This window comes from Burkholderia sp. HI2714 (assembly GCF_002223085.1).
Lineage (GTDB): Bacteria > Pseudomonadota > Gammaproteobacteria > Burkholderiales > Burkholderiaceae > Burkholderia > Burkholderia lata_D.
In genome coordinates, this window is record NZ_NKFM01000008.1 from 37874 (window position 1) to 54999 (window position 17126).

A 17126-nucleotide genomic window follows, 5' to 3' on the forward strand; every position below is an offset into this window, starting at 1 on the left:
CCGTTGGGGCGGTAGCTCAGCTGGGAGAGCGTCGCGTTCGCAATGCGAAGGTCGGGAGTTCGATCCTCCTCCGCTCCACCAAGTTTTCCTTTAGAAACAACGCACTACGTCTTGCGATGTAGTGCGTTGTTTTGCATTTGGAAGCAGGTTTTGCCACACCATGTGTGCCAAATTTGTGCCAGGGTTGCACCGCTTACCCCGCACCGCGTGCATGACATTGCAGCAAATTGCGGGTACGATCCTTGGTAATCGCGCTGAAGACGTACAGAACGGCTACGAGACAAAAGCAAAGGGCAAGGGGTCTAGCAAACTGGACCTTGTCCACAAAGCGTGGAGCCACGGACTGTTCAGCAGCCCCCGCCATAAGCGGATTGGTGGGTGAGCCAGAAAGGATGCCGAAGGCAATCGCCAGGTTTATGACTTCCGCCGGTCAGGATGAGGCTGGAAACTAACGGGACAGCATAGCTTGGAGAGCGAGGCGAACATGGGGGACAACCCCGCCGTACAAGTGCTCGCTGCTAATTTGGGCAAGTAGCGATAAGCGTAAAGTCTTCGTCCATCTGGGCAAGGTACGGAACCGCGGACTCATCCGAACTTGGCTGGTCATCGACCAGCCGGGATCGGAGTGGTTCGCCCATGAAATCTCTGCTCACCGTAGAGCAACTTTCCAACTACCTCCATAAGTCTGTCGCAAGCATCCGCAGCGACGCTACTCGCAATCCGCAGTCCCTTCCGCCGATTTGCCGCCTGCCGAACACCAAGCGGTTGCTCTGGCGTCTCGAGGACGTCGAGAGCTGGCTTGCCGCCCATGTCGAAGGAGGGACGGCACCGACAGCTTGCGATGTTGCCGAGTTGCAACGATCGCGTCGAGGTCGGCCAACGAAAGCGGAACAAGTGGCACGACATCGTCAGAGCACGGCGCGGCAGACGGTGCAATCTCAAAATACCGCCGCTACCACGGATAGCCGGAGGTGATCCGTGGACGACTCTCAAGTCACTCTGCACGAGCTGGGTGGCGAAGTGGACGCGCGAAGTGGTCCGCCGAAATCCAGCTCGACGAAGGTTTCCAGCCTGATTTCCACGGCGCTGGCGATTCAGGAAGAAGACGCTGCCGCATCAGGGCAAATCGGTTACATGGCGCGAGCGATGATCTGGGCGTCCATGCCTCATAAAAAGGTTGATGGTGCGCATTTCAGATGCGACAACGGCATCGCTACCGTCACGATGCTGGTCGATCCCGAGATCGGTCTGCCATATGGAAAATTTCCTCGGCTTATCTCCGCCTGGTTGACGCGCGAGGCCAAGCGGACCAAATCGCGCGAGCTGACACTTGGTCGAAGCCTCAACGAGTTCGCCGGAAAACTCGGGCTATCAAACAGCGGCGGCCGCCGCGGCGACACCACGCGGCTGAAGATTCAGGCGACGAAATTGTTCAGCACGTTCGTAACGTTGAAGGCTAACCACGGAGATGACTTCGCCTACAAAAACGTCAGTCTTTCCGACAGCGGGATGCTGCTCTGGAACCCTAACAGGCCACACGAGCAATCAATGTGGGAGAGCACTGTGACGCTGTCGGAAGCATTCTACCGAGAGTGCATGGACTACGCGGTGCCGTTCGACCTGCGTGTTCTGCATGCTCTGCGTGCGCCATTGGCTATCGACCTGTACCTCTGGCTTACGTGGCGAATGTTTATTTTGCGAGGGAGGGTGCGGATAATTCCATGGGAAGCATTGCGCATGCAGTTTGGCGCTGGCTACGCCCTCACGCCGCAGGGTATGGCGCACTTCCGCGCGGAATTCAATCGCTGTCTGAAGGACGTGTGCATGTTGTACCCGGCAGCAAAGGTATCGCCCGGGAGGGATGGGCTGAGCTTGTTTCCTAGTCCTCCTCACATTATCCCGCTCTCGGCGTCGCAGTGATTCTTGTGTGGATAGGTCTGTGGACGGCGCAACTTATCCACGCTGAAACACCGATATCAACGTCAACAGGCGCAACCAGTTGTGGGAGTTCGTGCGGCAGGTGTTTGCACAACGAAGCGCGCGCTGAAACACCGATACGCTTGCGCTGAAGCGCCGATACGGCAGCGCTGAAACACCGATACGGAGGGCGCTCGAAAGACTTCCAAGTGTCTGATTTGAAATCGATCTCGACCGTGAGTGAGCGTGGGCAAGTAGTTTTTCAAATAGCCTTCCATGTATTCAACAAGTAGGAAGGGGCCTCCAGCCTGGGGATAAGTGCTGGGGGGCTTGTCCGAGCGAGTCCTAATTTCTCGCGTTCGATGTTGAACGCCAGGGATTGGCCGGTATTGCGGTCGGCATCGCCGTCAACTCATCCGTGTTACTTGACACTTGAGGGATCGATGTCTCGTCACGCGTCTGAGGCGCAAACTTGGCTACGGCAGTTCATTGGCTCTTGTCCCTCATCTGTCAAGTGTATAAGGCTGGACTAGACCAAACAGACTGCGTCAGATCGTCTGACTCAGTTCGGCCAAGACCGGATTCTCAGTAGGAGCACCACCAAACCAATGACATCCAGCGTTCTTGTTACACTAATCTGCTGGCCCATCCGGCGGGCCGTGTAACCGCTCGCATGAGGTCATCATCAAGCTAGGCTTTGAACGGCTTTCCCCGACTAGCGAAACGGTGAAACATATGGTGGATTGAATGGATGACCAGAGCCAGAAGCGAGTTTCAAGTCCGATCTCCACCGGCGGCGAGGGTGTGTTCTTCGAGCAGCACGTCGCGGCGTACTGGCTGGCCCAGCTCCTCGTCCGAAGCATCCCACCGATCCTGACTGACAGAGGCGTCACCGAAGTCCATTTCCAGACCGAGCATCTCGGCTTCAACACCGACGATTTCCTCATTGTCTGCGCGCGTGCAGGCGCACCGGCCGCACGGCTCGTCGGTCAGGTGAAGCGTAGCTTCACCATCAGTGCCGCCGACGAGGAATGCAAGAAGGCGATTGGCGATTTCTGGAAAGACTTCAAGAAGGCCGACCCGTTCAATCCCGAGCACGATCGCTTCGTCCTCGTCACTCTGCGCGGCACGAATACGCTTCTCGAAAATTTCGTCGGCCTGCTCGACTGCGCGCGGGGCGCGGCCGACGGCGAAGAGTTCCAACGGCGGCTATCTCTCGACGGGTTTATTTCGAAGAAGTCCGTCCACCAGTGCAACGAGCTCTGTCAGATCGCCAGCGCACTGGAAGGAACGCCCGTCACCGCCAAAGACCTGTGGCCCTTCCTGCGCGTACTGCACGCCCTGAGCCTCGACCTGCACACATCTACCCGCCAGACCGAGGCGCACACAAAGACGCTGCTCGCCCTCAAGGCTACCGATCCAGATCCCGTCGCCAGCGCAACGTCTGCGTGGGACGCTCTCCTGACCTTCGCCAGCGAGGCCGCACCGGCCGCGCGGAGCCTGAAACGCGCCGACCTTCCGGCCGCCCTCGTCCAGGCGTACGGCGAGGTAGGCGCGAACGAGCAGCGCGTACTGACGGCACTGAAAAACCACACGGAATTCGTCCTGCGGAAGATCCGCACCACAATCGGGCCTGCCTTCCACCTGCGACGCACTGGCATCGTCCAGAAGGTGCTTGCGGCCATCGACGCGAAGCAGGTGGTCCTGATCACCGGTCCGGCCGGTAGCGGCAAATCCGTCATCGGCAAGGAGGCGGTGTCTTTTCTCTCACGCGAATTCTTCGCCTTCGGGTTCCGGGTCGAAGAATTCGCCGTCGCTCACATCGACGAGACGCTACACAACAGCCAGATTCCGGCGCGCACCACCGAGCTTCAAGCCATCATCGGCGCGCAGGGCCGCAAGGTGCTCGTCATCGAGAGCGTCGAACGCCTGCTCGAAAAGCCAACGCGCGACGCCTTCAGCGACCTCATGACGCTCGCCCAGGGCGACGACGGCCTCGGCATCGTCATGACCTGCCGCGACTATTCCGTGGAGCAGGTGCAGGCCAGCTTCCTTCGACCCGCGGGCATTGATCACGCCGTCATCGAGGTTCCGCCGCTCGACGACACCGAATTGCAGGAGATCCAAGCCGCCTTTCCGTCGTTGGCAGTGCCGCTTGCCAACCCCGCACTCCGCGATATCCTGCGTAACCCGTACTTCATCGACAAGGCATTGCAGATTCCGTGGGGCGCGGGACGTCCGCTACCGGAGAACGAGCGTGATTTCCGGGCCGTCTTCTGGCGGCAGATCGTGCGCGCGGACCAGAATCCGGCCGATGGCATGCCGCGCCTGCGCGAAGAGGCCTTGCAGGAACTGGCGGTGCGCAGGGCGCGCGCGCTTTCAGATTACGTGCCTGCGACAGGACTCAATGCCGCGGCCATCGCCCTCCTGAAGCAAGATTCCCTCGTCGTTTCGCCGGACAGCAACGCTCTGCTCGTCGCGACGGCGCACGACGTCCTCGAGGATTGGGCCATCCTGCAATGGATCGAGGAACAGCACCTCACGGATGAGACGTCGTTCAATTCTCTGTCGTCAGCGATAGGGCCTCACCCTGCGGTGCGCCGCTCTTACCGGAAGTGGGTTGCCGAACTGGTCGACCGCGACGCACCCGCAGCAGACCGGCTGTTCAGCGCGGCCATCGCGCAAGCCGACGTGCCCGCCCAGTTCCGCGACGACACGCTGGTGTCGCTGCTGAAGGCACCGTCCGCCTCCGAATTCCTGACGCGGCACGAGGCCGAACTGCTCGCCAATGACCGCGCCATCCTCAAGCGGGTCATCCACCTCCTGCGCGTTGCTTGCGTAACGTCGCCCGCGTGGCTTGCCGACGTGCGCGGCCACAGCTCGATACTGAGTGTGCCGGAAGGCACGGTCTGGGCAACCGTCGTGGGGCTGGTTCATCGCAACATCGGCAGCTTTGGACCGGAAGACGCGCCGCTGCTTCTCGCATTGATCGAGGATGCCGTCCGCGGCGTCAGTTGGTGGGCACCGGACATCGACGGGGCCGACCATGTTGCCGGCATTGCCCATTGGCTCCTACCGCTGTTTGACCATTACAGGGGCGGAGACACGCGCAAACGCATTCTGAAGGTGATTGCGAAGATCCCGAAGGCCAACCCCGCGCGCTTCGAAGCCGTCCTGCGCGGGCAGGTCAGGGAGAGGCGCCGACGCGATCCCGTCGCCGAGGAATTCCGCGACATCCTCCTTGCGGGCCTCGACGGTGCGCCCGCCGCGCGCGATCTGCCGGACCTCTTGATCTCCGTCGCACTGGATACCTTCCTCGCCACGGAGGAATATTTACGCGCGGAACCCTATGGCCGCTCATCCATCGACGTTGACCTTTGCTTCGGCATCAAGGAACACCTGCGCCATGATTTCTTCCCTGCCAGTGCCTTCCGGGGGCCGTGGATCAATCTGCTCACGAACCATCCGAGAAAGGGCCTCGACTTCCTGATCCAAGTCTTCAACCACAGTGCCGAGTGGTACGCGCATCCGCGTCTCGATGCCCCCCTTGAAGCTGCTTGGGAAGTCGAGCTCACGTTTGCCAACGGGACCACTCGGAAGCAATGGGTGAACCCGCGTCTCTGGGGCCTCTATCGCGGGATGAGCGTCGGGCCTTATTCGCTCCAGTCGCTGCTGATGGCCTTCGAGAAGTGGTTGCTCGACTATGCCGAATCCCATCCCGAGGGGCTCGACGCGGTACTCCTCGAAATCCTCCAGCGCAGCGATTCCTCCGCGCTCGCAGCCGTCGTCGCAAGCGTGGCGACCGCCCATCCTCACCGGTCAGGCGAGGCCCTTCTGGTGTTGCTGTCGGTGCAGGACTACATCGAGATCGATCGCAGCCGCATGGCCGGCGAGCACCAGACTTCGAGCCTCACGGGATTGTTCCCGACTCTCCGCGCCGAAAACAAGATCTACGAAGAGGAGCGGAAGAAGTCGAACGCGCTGCCGCACCGCAAGCACGACCTTGAAGTGGCCATCGCAAACCTGCAACTCGGTCCTCTGGCCCCGCGGGCTCACGCCATCATCGACCGCTACATCGCGGCACTGCCCGCGCCGGACAAACGCAACAAGCACGACCTCACATGGCAGCTCGCCCTTCACCGGATGGACTTCCGCCAGTACGACGTGGCCCTCGATCAGCCCGCAGCGGGCGAAACATCGGCAGCGGACGGCGAGGGGCCGCCGAAGAATTGCATCCGCCTCGAACCCAAGCCTGCGGCTCCGGAAGTTCAGCAACTCATTGACGAGAGCGCGAAGAAGATGGGCGAGATGAATGCCCGTCTGGGTGTTTACATGTGGGGCCTCCAGATCTTCCAGCGCGAAGCCGGCTCTGCGGACCCTGCGCGGTGGCGGGAGAAGCTGGCAAGTGCCAAGGGCATGGACCGCACTGCGGAACATCCCGACAACAGCCGCAACGCTCCGGGATTTGTGGCTGCCGTCTGCGTCCGCGATCATTGGGACGAGATGTTGCCGGAAGAGAAGGCGTGGTGCATCGACGTCACCTGCTCCGAAATCTCCAGACACGCGGACCAGTGGGGAACCATCGACCGCGTGCAGCGGTTTTCGATGCTGGCTGATCGCCCCTGTGCCTTCGTCGTGCCGCTGCTGCTCTCCAAGCCCCTGACGGAAGCCCAGACGCCGCGCGTGCGCCAGGCCTTTATTGCCGCGCTAACCCATCCGATCGAAGAGGTCCGCTGGTACGCCATCTGGGGCATGAACGACAAAGTATGGGCCGCGAACCCCGCTCTTGCCCTTCGCGCCGTCAATGCCATCGCAACCGAGGCCGCTCTTGCCGACCGCGATTGGAACATCGACGAGAAGAAGCGTTACGACAAGCGACGCACGCCGGACACGATCTCTGCCGCCGCGGCCGAAGACGTCCGCCGGTGGTTCTGGACCGAAGGGGAAATTGCCGAAGATGCGCACGTCAGGTTCGACATCACCGAGATATTCGGAGCCGAGGCGCACGCGAAGGTCCTCGCGATCCTAGGCCAGGTTCCTAACGAGCCTCTGGCCGTGGCCGCACACCGGCGCGCCAGCGAAGACCTCGTGGAGTGCTGGAACCATGAGCACGATCGTTCTCCCGACCGGCGCGACAGGGATTTTCACAGGGAGCAGGCCATATCCGACCGCATTCAGCAATTTGTGATGCGCGCGTCAGACGCCGATGCCGAGCAAGTCCTTCAGCCGATCCTCGAGGCCGTTGACCGGCATCCGCGCGAGGTCCACAACGTCATCCAGGGGTTCACAAGCAGCGAGGACAGCAACCCCAATACGCCGCATTACTGGTTCCTATGGAACCTGTTTGCCGAGCGGGTCAAGCGCGCCAAGTGGCTCGCGCATCTGGACACGGAGCATCCGCACGGCAGTGAGATGCTCTCGACGATCTTCCTGACCTCGTGGTGGAAGGACAACGTCCGTCACTGGCGAAGCCTTGAAGGCCACGCCCACAACGTCGACGCGCTCTTCGATGCGCTGCCGCCTGTCTGGATCGTGCTGGACAGCTACGTCCGCTTCCTCTACCACATCGGCGAGCGTTCCATGCCCGCAGCGTTCGTGCGCGTCGCGAACGCGCTCAGGCGCGGAAATCCCGCCGACATGCTGCGCGAGTCCAACACCGTCTTCATGCTCGAAGTTCTTCTCCAGCGGCATGTATACGCACGGCCGCTGGAACTCAAGCGCGATCCAGCCCTGCGCGAGGCGATCCTGTATGTGCTCGATGTTCTTGTCGAGAGCGGTTCTTCCGCTGCGTTCAGGATGCGGGACGATTTCGTGACGCCGGCCGTCTGACGCTCCCCAATCTTTTGCCAACAAACTGGCTGAAAGACGCGCAGTGGGCTGATTAAACGATGAACGCCATGCGCTCGGAACGCTGCATGTAAGCCGGTCACCCAGTGGCCGCTTCGAGTCGATCACGGCCCTTGATGAAGGGACGGCGAAGCAATCTCAGACCTGATCTGACGCTGACTGAGAGATCGGGTCTCGACTTACGCATGCAAGAACATGCTGGTTTTTTAGCCGCTAAAATTTCTCACGGCTAGCCAATCCAATCGAGCCTCGACCTCAGGGCTTCCCACCGATCTTCAGCAGGTACTGCAGCCTCCGGTCGCGTCACGATAGCAGCCAGCTCGTCTCGCATGCTCTCCAATATGCCGTGGTGCGATAGTTCAGCCGCCACGTTGGCGTTGTCGAGACAAATGCGCACGCAACGGTAAGTTCCCGCGCCGTCGAAACTGAGCAAGGCTAGTGTGCTCATGGTCTGAAACAAGCGATGCAACGCCACGGCCTCGGAAAGGTAACGCAACGGAAGCAGCGCTTGGTTGGCCTCCGCCAACAAAACCTCACCCTCGAAATCTGCAAGCGTCTCATCGAACGCTTTCTCGTCGGCGAATTCGCCGGCGACCTCTGACCAGATCCGGTCATCAAGACTCGGCCCCATGCGGCAAAGGCGGGACCTACAGAGTTGCCAAAGATCATGCACATCGCCCCACAACGCAATCCATAGATCGGCCGGGCCGTGTTCGTGCAACAAGTTAGCTCTGGCGTCAAATTGAGATAGCAGCTTGAGCTGATTGATCGACAAGGCTTGACCGCCTGCGAAATTCAATCGCCACTTGCCAGACGTGTGCGTAGTGCTGTTCATCCGAGCGTCGAAACGCGTGGCGAACTGATATGGATTCTCGGCGCCGACGTGACGAGCGAGTGCGTGCAGTAGTGCGGCCGCACGCATTCCGCCTCGCTTCCTCTCTGAATCAGTCCTCGCAGGTCGTGCCATAGGTCTTTAAGTCCTAGTAAGAAAACCCCTAGTTACTCGCGCTTTAATTCTATCCCTGCTTACCCAAGAATTCACATATCGACATCAATCAACCCCAGTCTGGCCAAGTGTGTGCGTACAACATTCGACATCCTGAAAGAGCAGTACGGCGCGGTCATGACGCTGGAGCAACTTGCGACAACCCTGAGTCGCAAGCCGGAGGGCCTGCGAATGGCGTTGCTAAAGCCGACGAGCGAATGGGCACGATTTCTCAACGCCCACAAGGTGTACATCGGGCGTCGTGTGTATTTCCCTATCGAAGCAGTCGCTCAAATTCTCGACGCTGGTTCAGAGATTCGCGACGATCGTTAGAAAGAGCGAAGGGCGCGCGGCATCGTCCATCCCTGGCGTCTTACCGGAAAGGACCGGCTGTTCCAGCGAGAAACAGCGTTCTTCGCAGATTCGACCTAGGAAATGCAAAGGCAATTGCAGCGTTTTGCAAGTCTATGCATAGAAAAACAGATGGGTTTAGCGGGCAGGATGTGTGAAGTAGTCCCACCGACAAGCCGGCGTTCCTACTTCACTTTCCTTATTCGCACCTTCGGTGCTCAACGGAAATCCTGCTCTGCGACTCAAGTCGGCAGAGCCAGCAACGAGTGATGAGGAAACCTGTGGAAGTCAAAGCGAAGAACGTGACCCGGAAGGGTTGCTCGCCGATCAAGGTCTACTGCTTGCCGGAAGAACGTGCCGAAATTGAGGCGCTGGCGAATGCGGGTGGACACAGCGCATCGACCTATCTGCGCTTGGTCGGGATGGGCTATCGCATCCAAGGCGTGATCGACGCCGCGCAGGTGCGCGAGATGGTTCGCGTGAATGGCGACTTGGGTCGTCTTGGAGGCCTCTTGAAACTCTGGCTGACGAATGATGCCCGCGTGGCGGGGTTCACTCCGGCCACGATCCATGCGTTGTTGTCCAAGATCGAAACGTTACGGGATGAGATGAGCCGCATCATGGAAAAAGTAGTGCGGCCAAGGGCCGAGCCATGATTGCCAAGCACGTTCCCATGCGTTCCCTCGGCAAAAGTGATTTCGCGGGCTTGGTGAAGTACATCACGGCAGACCAGGCCAAGGAGCACCGAATTGGGGAGGTGCGGCTGACGAATTGCGCGGCCCATTCGGTTCGGGACGCGGTCACTGAGGTACTCGCCACCCAGCAGGCGAACACGAGGGCGAAGAGCGACAAGACCTATCACCTCCTGGTCAGCTTCCGCGCCGGCGAGCAGCCCGATGCTGCGACGCTGGAAGCTATCGAGGCCCGGATATGTGCGGGCCTCGGGTTTAGCGATCACCAGCGCGTCAGTGCCGTGCATCACGACACCGACAACCTGCACATACACATCGCCATCAACAAGATTCACCCGACGCGGAACACCATTCATGAACCGTATTACCCACACCGGACGTTGGCCGAGCTGTGCGACGTGCTCGAGCGGGGCTACGGACTGCAATGCGACAACCACGCACCGCGTCGGCGTGGTGCCGAGTCGCGGGCAGCCGACATGGAAAGACATTCCGGCATCGAAAGCCTGGTCGGCTGGATCAAGCGCGAGTGCCTGGAAGAAATTCGAGGTGCGCGGAGCTGGGCTGAACTGCACCACGCCATGCGTGCCAACGGGCTGGAAATCCGGGCAAAAGGGAACGGGCTGGTGATCGAGGCCGGTAACGGTACGCAGATCAAGGCAAGCACGTTGGGTCGCGACTTCTCAAAAGTGAAGCTGGAAGGCCGGTATGGTCCATTCGAGTCCTTGCCGATGCGGCGGGCCGATGTCTCGTCGAAGCGCCAGTACCAAAAGGATCCTATACGGCTGCGTGTCAACACCGTGGAGTTGTACGCGAAATATCAGATTGCCCAGCAGCGTGCGACGACCGAGCGCGCGGCTGCCTTGGTCGAGCTGCGCCGTCAGAAGGAAAAGCAGATTGAGAACGCCAAGAGGAAAGGGCAGACTCGGCGCGCGGCAATCAAGCTGTTGGGCGGCGGCCGCCTGACGAAAAAGGTGCTGTATGCCCAAGCGAGCGGTGTCCTGAAATCGGAGCTGGAAGCAATCTACACGCAGCATCGGGTCGAGTGCCAGCGCCTCTACGAGCAGCACCGCCGGCATACATGGGCCGACTGGCTCAAGCAAGAGGCTTTGCAAGGTAACGCAGAGGCCCTGACGGCGCTGCGTGCCAGGGAGGCTGCCCAGGGCCTACAAGGCCATACGATAAAGGCCGAGGGACGGTCGCAGCCTGGCCATGTGCCCGTAATCGACAACATCACCAAGACCGGAACGATCATCTATCGAGCCGGCAGTAGCGCCGTGCGGGATGATGGCGACCGCTTGCAGGTATCTGCACAGGCAGGCCAAGCGGGTGTGCAGCAGGCTCTACGGCTGGCGGTCGAGCGATACGGCGATCGCATCACGGTCGCTGGCAGCGCGGAATTCAAAGCGCGCGTCATTCGAGCGGCCATTGATATGCGGTTTTCCATCACGTTCGATGATCCATCGATGGAGCGGTTGCGCCAACAGTACGTGACGGCCCGTCAACCTGCGCGGGTCAGTCGTCCGGCGGTGAAGTCTGTTGGCCAGGCACCTCCTCCACAGGCCCGGAATCGTCTGCGCACGATGTCTCAACTCGAAGTGCTGTCGATCAAAGGTAGCGATCGAGCGGTAAGCCGTCACTCGGTCAAGCAGCCGATCGCAGGCGATCCAGCGCGTCGACAGGTCGAGCATGCTGCACAACAGGCAGTTAGCCGATTCAAAGCGGCCGCGAATCGTCGGAAGGTGCGAGCAAACGGCTTTGGAGACCAAGGTAAGGCTTGGCAGAACTTGCCAGACGCATTGCGACAGCGGATCGATCGTTTCAATTCGCAACCACCAGAACGCCAGGAGATCGAGCTAGCAAGGATGCGCCGCGAAGTCGTGGAGAGCCGCGGCGGTGAGTTGTCGTCTCTGGACGGTTCGACAAAACAGAAAGGTCGCTCGCGATGAGGCAGAGAGCCGACAAGGCATAGACGCTAGGCAGTCCATAGACGGTCGAGTGTGCTGACACCGTGACATCAAAAAAAATGAGGCCGGGCATCGGTGTCGCTCTGGTCACCTACCGGTAGCTATCGTGGCGAAGCTACTCGATGTTCCTGGGGCCACATACCGAAGGACTATCGTCATGACGAAGAAAATTTTAGCCGCTAAAACGACAACGGTCGCATTCGCGATCTCCTGCATCTTTTCGCAACCGGCCGATGCTGGCGGTATCCCGGTGATCGACGTCACGAACGTCATGCAGACAACGATCAGCGCGATAAACAACGTGCAATCGGTTCAGAAGCAAATCGAGCAATACACAACGCAGTTGCAGCAGTACCAGAACATGCTTCAGAACACGCTGGCGCCGGCGGCCTACGTGTGGGATCAGGTGAACGGCACGATCAACAAGCTCCTGCAAGCGCAGGACATGCTGAATTACTACAAGAACCAGGCCGGCAACATCGACGCGTATCTGTCGCGATATCAGGACGTGGCGTACTACCGGTCGTCCCCATGTTTCACCGCGACTGGCTGCACGGACGCCCAGCGGCAAGCTCTGGTCGATGCGCAAGTGAACGGCTCGGAAGCTCAAAAGCGTGCAAACGACGCCGTGCTGAAGGGCGTCGATCAGCAGCAACAAACGCTGGTCACGGACGCGGCAAACCTGCGTTCGTTACAGGCGCAAGCCTCGAGCGCACAGGGGCAATTGCAGGCCATCCAGGCAGCCAATCAGCTCGCCAGCGCTCAAACGAATCAACTTCTCCAACTTCGTGGACTGCTCGTCGCACAACAGGCTGCTGCCGCAACGCGTGCGCAGATCGTTGCAGATCGCGAGGCTCAACAGGCCGCCGCTGGTGCTCAATTGCGCGATGGCAGCAACATCACGCGCTCCGTTCCCAAGAGCTGGACTTTCGAATAAGGATGCGGAAATGAAAGTAGCTATTTTTGCGTTCGTGTCCCTTGCAACGCTCGCCGGGTGTGATGACAAGGTGGCTTCGGTCGACGCGAAACAGGCGGCCTCCGTCGTGCAATTGCGCGAAGGCAGCAATGTCGTCAGCTCTCCGCCAAAGAACTGGACGTGGGGTGATGCACCTTCTCAACAATCGAAGAAGAATCAATGAGGGCCATGCCATGAGAGCCATGTATTTCAAAAGCGGCAAGCTGATTGTGCTCGGTTCAATGATCTTCCTTCACGTTGCAACTGCCCTTGCCGCACCGATGAATGCGAACGTCGTTGATTCGGTAATGGGAAAGTACCAAACCGCGGCCGGCGCGTGGGGCAACGTCATGGTGAGTTACGGATCGTGGCTCTTCTGGGGGCTGGCGCTCATCAGCATGGTGTGGACGTACGGAATGATGGCGATGCGCCGCGCTGACATTCAAGAGTTCTTTGCCGAGTCAATTCGGTTTTTCGGTACGCTCGGCTTCTTCTGGTGGATTCTGTACAACGTCCCGGCGATCGGAGATGCCATCGTCAAATCGATGTGGATGATCGGGGCAAAGGCCATCGGCCAAGCAACCGACTTTACACCTGGCGGCATCGTACAAATCGGCTACGACATTTTTGCCAAGGCGCTCGACCAGTCTTCTGCCTGGTCACCCATCGACAGTGTCGTCGGGCTTCTCATGGCGTTGGTCGTGATGGTTGTCCTGACGATCGTCGGTGTCAATTTGCTCCTGGTCTTCGTATCGGCCTGGATCGTGATCTACGGTGGGGTGTTCTTCCTCGGCTTCGGGGGATCGCGCTGGACCTCGGATATCGCTATCAGCTTTTACAAGCACGTCTTGGCGATAGGTGCGGAGCTCATGGTAATGCTCTTGCTCATCGGCATCGGCAAGACTTTCATCAACGAGTACTACTCCAGTATGTCCGCCGGCATTGCCCTCAAGGAAATGGCGGTCATGCTCATCGCTGCATTTGTACTGATGTATCTCACAAACAAGATACCGCCGAGGATCGCAGGCATCGTTGGCGTTGGCGGTGTTGGCTCGATCGGTGGTGTTGGCGTTGGCTCGTTAATGGCTGCGGCTTCTATGACGGCTGGCGCTGCAGCATCGGCAGGTTCGGCAGTAATTGCCGGTGCCACGAGCGCCGCCGGCGGCGCATCTGCGCTCAAGGCTGCCTTCCAGAGCGCGCAACAAAACATGGCCGAAGGATCTGGCATGTTCAGTGGCAGCGGTGGTGGCGGCTCCGGCGGCCTCGGTGGTGGTAGTGGCGGTAGTGGCAGCCTCGGCGGCGGCGCCAGCAGCTCGTCGGGCGGCAGCGGCGGTGGCAGCGGCGGTTTCAGCTCGTTCATGAGCAACGCAGGCCGTTTCGCGGCCGACATGGGGAGCAACCTCGCGAAAGGCACCGGCCAGGTCGCAAAAGACAAGGCCGCGTCGATGATGGACTCGGCGAAGGAACGCATCGGCCAAACCACGGGCGGAAGGATCGCGGCGGCAATCCGTGGAGGCCCGGATTACCGGGACTCAGCTGGCGCGGACACGGCGAGCTTCGCCGGCGACAGTCTCGGCGCCGGCAACGATCGGCACCAGCAGCAGAACCCGATGAATGACGAAGTAGCCGCGTTCGTGAACCAGGATCGTTCCTCGCGAGAGGAAACCTAGAAAGCGCACCGGCCGGCGGCAACCGGCCGGCACTTCCACAACAACACCTGCTTGAGAGGTGAAGTATGGCAACCATGCATGATACCGAAGCTCGGGACGTTATCCATCACACGGCAATGCAACTCGCGGCCCTAGAATTCATAGATCGGCACGCCGCTAAGGATCTATCTCAAATGGCAGAGGCCGTTGCAAACCTATTCGTGGTCGTCTTCTACCAGGCCGAAACGGGCCGGGCGACGCGCTCGGATTTCAGAGAGGCAATGACGGCCGTACGCCAAGCGTTACAGCAGTATGCAGAACCTTCGAAGTGCCAGGGCGTTATTTCGGAGAAGGAGGCCGACAAGGCATGGTCGTGAAAAATCATCCGCACCCCGGCGAGTTGCTGCGCGAGGATATTTGCCGTCGCCTCGGCCTTGATGTAGCCAGTGCCGCCAAACGGCTCAGGGTGTCGCGTTCGATGCTTTCGCGCGTGCTCGACGGCCGCGCCAGCATCAGTCCCGATCTGGCGATGCGCCTCGAGCGCTCAGGATTCAGTTCTGCGCGCTTCTGGATGGCCTTGCAAAGCAACTATGACCAGTGGCGCGCGGAGCTAGAGTTGGCCCGTATGTTGGATGGCATTACCCCTGATAACTTGCATGGTGAGGTTGATTTCGGGTCGGCGGCTGGCTGCAAAACTGCCCACCAGAACAAATTGGGACGACTATGATCGCAGACAGGAACGAGAAGCAATCAGACGTCAATCTCAGCACCAAGCCATGTGGCGGCGAAGCCAACGCAAGCCACGTGCTCGCGGACAACGCTTTGAGTGCCCGGGAGGAGATAGCAAATCGCGACACCCTCGCCGATCGGTCTGACGCTCCTGGACCAAAGCTCATAGACGAGATTGGCCCTCTCGATGTCATTCCACTGTTCATCACGAGGGCCAACGCTCGCGAACTGCTTGGCCGCCGTCCCGGCGAAACGGTAGGCCAGGCGCTAGCGCGGATGACCAAGGACGGTTAGTGCGTACTCGCGAAGCACTACCGCTTCGTCGAGCCACAATGCCTCGAGTTCTATATGTCCGATAATGTCCTTTATTGCATATAGATTAGGAGCTGTCGTGGGCCAGTTCTCACAAGAGGAAATCGAACGCGGGATCGCTCGCCTCGACGAGCGGATTGCTAACCTCCGTGCTTTTGACGTCCAGACTGCGTCGAAAGGAAATCCGCCATCGCTCGAAGGTCTCCAGTCTGATATCGCCGATACCCTGGAGCGGATCTTCGGCCGCAATACCCCCGCCTATCGGCGCTTCCAAGGCGCGGCGCGTCTTGTTGTTCCGGCGCAGGGTGGCGGCTTTTTCGGCCTCCGTCCAATCCACGAGTACTACCCGGATGAGTTGGCCAAGAACATTGGGCGATCAATTGCGCTTCTCGAGGCCGCGCAGCGCGTGTTGCGGGAAGATCTGGCAGATGCGCAGCATGCGACGGCATCCTTGCCAGCGCTTACAGGTCCGGAAACGTCGGCACTCTCACGACGCGTGTTTGTGGTCCACGGCCATGACGGCGAGGCGCGCGAGATGGTCGCCCGCTTTCTGAAGGAGATGGACTTTGAGCCCATCATCCTGCACGAGCAACCGAACCAGGGCGGCACGATTATTGAGAAGTTCGAAGCCAACAGCGAAGTGGGCTTCGCCGTGGTGCTGCTGACGCCGGACGATCTGGGCCGCAGTGTCAAAGAGGACGAGCTGAAGCCCCGTGCGCGGCAGAATGTGCTGCTGGAGCTTGGGTACTTCATCGGCCGTCTCGGTCGTGACAAGGTATGTGCGCTGAAGCGCGGCGAGCTTGAGCTCCCCAGCGATTACGTCGGCGTGGTCTGGGAAAGGATGGACGAAGGGGGCGGCTGGAAGCTGGCCTTGGCTCGTGAACTGAAGGCAGCGGGCCACGTCATTGACGGGAACAAGGTGTTCTAGGCATGAGCCTGCCCGTCTCAGTCAGCAGCGTTGCCTTACCCGCGCTCGTGACAGTCGCCGGCGTGCGTGCCGCGGTGCGCTTTCTCGAGTTTTTTCGCGTCGGCGATCCGCAACCCGCACACCCGCCGTGCCTACGCGCGGCCAGTGACTTTCTGACCTGGTGCAGCGAGATAGGCGTGTCGTCGATTGCGGCCGTGCAGCCGATGCACGTCGCCGTGGATCGAGCGGCAGATGGCGACGCACGCTGCGCCGACGGTCGAGCAGCGCCTGGCGGCCCCGCCGCCTGTTCGATTGGCTGGTGACCGGCCAAGTCGTGCCGGTCAATCCGGCTGCGTCGGTGCGCGGGCTGGCGCACTCGGCCCGCACTAAGTCATTCAATGTGTACGACGGTCTGGTTCGACATCGAATACAACCCAAGGATGCGATAGCGTTTGCTTTTGTCCTGCTCGCGATCGTCATCAGCATCGGTCGCTCGGGCTAACTCTTGGGCCACTAAGAGCGAAAATGCCTTTGGAATGTCCTTACGGCGCATGCCTGTCTGCGTCATGATCGCCTCGTAGCCGATTGCTGTCGTATTCCAGCGAACTCCAGGCGCAAAAAAGCTGCGGCCGTTTGCCTCGTGCGTGGCCCTGCCGTTTAAGCTCTCAACAGAAAGTAAATCTATAATTTGATCCGAATCCTTGAAGGACCGTATCGACGTCTTCTTCAAGGGTTTGGATGTCACGCGCCTTGAAGGCCAGCCACTCATATTTCATCTTGTGCCACAGTTTCTCGATGCGATTGAGCTCCGGGCTGTA

Annotated in this window: 15 protein-coding genes and 1 tRNA gene; 14 read left to right on the forward strand and 2 right to left on the reverse strand. The window is 59.9% G+C overall.

The window, feature by feature from the left end:
- Window positions 1–5: 5 nt before the first annotated feature.
- The 4 genes from CFB82_RS01425 (at window position 6) to CFB82_RS01440 (ending at window position 7746) form a co-directional block, all read left to right on the forward strand.
- A tRNA-Ala gene (locus CFB82_RS01425) sits at window positions 6–81 on the forward strand.
- Window positions 82–636: 555 nt separating this feature from the next.
- Window positions 637–975, forward strand: a complete 339-nt coding sequence (locus CFB82_RS01430) for a hypothetical protein (RefSeq protein WP_089483260.1) — start codon at window positions 637–639, stop codon at window positions 973–975.
- A 3-nt stretch (window positions 976–978) separates the two neighbouring features.
- Entirely contained in the window at window positions 979–1920 is a 942-nt protein-coding gene (locus tag CFB82_RS01435; protein WP_059662346.1) for a replication protein RepA, read from the forward strand.
- A 744-nt stretch (window positions 1921–2664) separates the two neighbouring features.
- Complete coding sequence (locus CFB82_RS01440; RefSeq protein WP_089483261.1) at window positions 2665–7746, forward strand: AAA family ATPase; 5082 nt, start codon at window positions 2665–2667, stop codon at window positions 7744–7746.
- Between the two features lie 247 nt (window positions 7747–7993).
- On the opposite strand, the gene CFB82_RS01445 is transcribed toward CFB82_RS01440, so the two are convergent.
- A complete protein-coding gene (locus tag CFB82_RS01445; protein WP_179255365.1) occupies window positions 7994–8686 on the reverse strand; it encodes a hypothetical protein in 693 nt (230 codons plus the stop codon).
- Between the two features lie 156 nt (window positions 8687–8842).
- On the opposite strand from CFB82_RS01445, the gene CFB82_RS01450 reads away from it, so the two are divergent.
- From CFB82_RS01450 to CFB82_RS01500, 10 genes are all read left to right on the forward strand, one after another.
- Window positions 8843–9082, forward strand: coding sequence for a hypothetical protein (locus tag CFB82_RS01450; protein WP_089483263.1), 240 nt, complete (start codon window positions 8843–8845; stop codon window positions 9080–9082).
- Window positions 9083–9369: 287 nt separating this feature from the next.
- Entirely contained in the window at window positions 9370–9756 is a 387-nt protein-coding gene (gene traJ / locus CFB82_RS01455) for a conjugal transfer transcriptional regulator TraJ (RefSeq protein ID WP_089483264.1), read from the forward strand.
- The gene (gene traI, locus CFB82_RS01460) at window positions 9753–11738 is read left to right on the forward strand and encodes a TraI/MobA(P) family conjugative relaxase (RefSeq protein ID WP_089483265.1); all 1986 of its coding nucleotides are present in this window, start codon (window positions 9753–9755) and stop codon (window positions 11736–11738) included. Before traJ ends, traI begins: the two co-directional genes overlap by 4 nt.
- A gap of 175 nt (window positions 11739–11913) precedes the next feature.
- Window positions 11914–12693, forward strand: coding sequence for a P-type conjugative transfer protein TrbJ (gene trbJ, locus CFB82_RS01465; protein WP_089483266.1), 780 nt, complete (start codon window positions 11914–11916; stop codon window positions 12691–12693).
- Window positions 12694–12703: 10 nt separating this feature from the next.
- Window positions 12704–12895: a hypothetical protein gene (locus CFB82_RS01470; protein ID WP_089483267.1), complete on the forward strand. Its 192-nt coding sequence runs from the start codon at window positions 12704–12706 to the stop codon at window positions 12893–12895.
- Between the two features lie 19 nt (window positions 12896–12914).
- On the forward strand, window positions 12915–14381 hold the full coding sequence (gene trbL, locus CFB82_RS01475) for a P-type conjugative transfer protein TrbL (protein WP_089483268.1): 1467 nt from the start codon (window positions 12915–12917) through the stop codon (window positions 14379–14381).
- 74 nt (window positions 14382–14455) lie between these two features.
- Window positions 14456–14737 carry a type I toxin-antitoxin system ptaRNA1 family toxin gene (locus CFB82_RS01480; protein ID WP_256990267.1) on the forward strand — a complete coding sequence of 94 codons (282 nt, stop codon included), beginning with the start codon at window positions 14456–14458 and terminating at the stop codon, window positions 14735–14737.
- Window positions 14728–15087 carry a HigA family addiction module antitoxin gene (locus CFB82_RS01485; RefSeq protein WP_089483270.1) on the forward strand — a complete coding sequence of 120 codons (360 nt, stop codon included), beginning with the start codon at window positions 14728–14730 and terminating at the stop codon, window positions 15085–15087. Before CFB82_RS01480 ends, CFB82_RS01485 begins: the two co-directional genes overlap by 10 nt.
- Before the next feature lie 393 nt (window positions 15088–15480).
- Window positions 15481–16329: a TIR domain-containing protein gene (locus CFB82_RS01495; protein WP_230382056.1), complete on the forward strand. Its 849-nt coding sequence runs from the start codon at window positions 15481–15483 to the stop codon at window positions 16327–16329.
- 2 nt (window positions 16330–16331) lie between these two features.
- Entirely contained in the window at window positions 16332–16631 is a 300-nt protein-coding gene (locus tag CFB82_RS01500; RefSeq protein ID WP_306426958.1) for a hypothetical protein, read from the forward strand.
- 68 nt (window positions 16632–16699) lie between these two features.
- On the opposite strand, the gene CFB82_RS43700 is transcribed toward CFB82_RS01500, so the two are convergent.
- Window positions 16700–16876, reverse strand: a complete 177-nt coding sequence (locus CFB82_RS43700) for a hypothetical protein (protein ID WP_218829059.1) — start codon at window positions 16874–16876, stop codon at window positions 16700–16702.
- Between the last annotated feature and the right edge of the window lie 250 nt (window positions 16877–17126).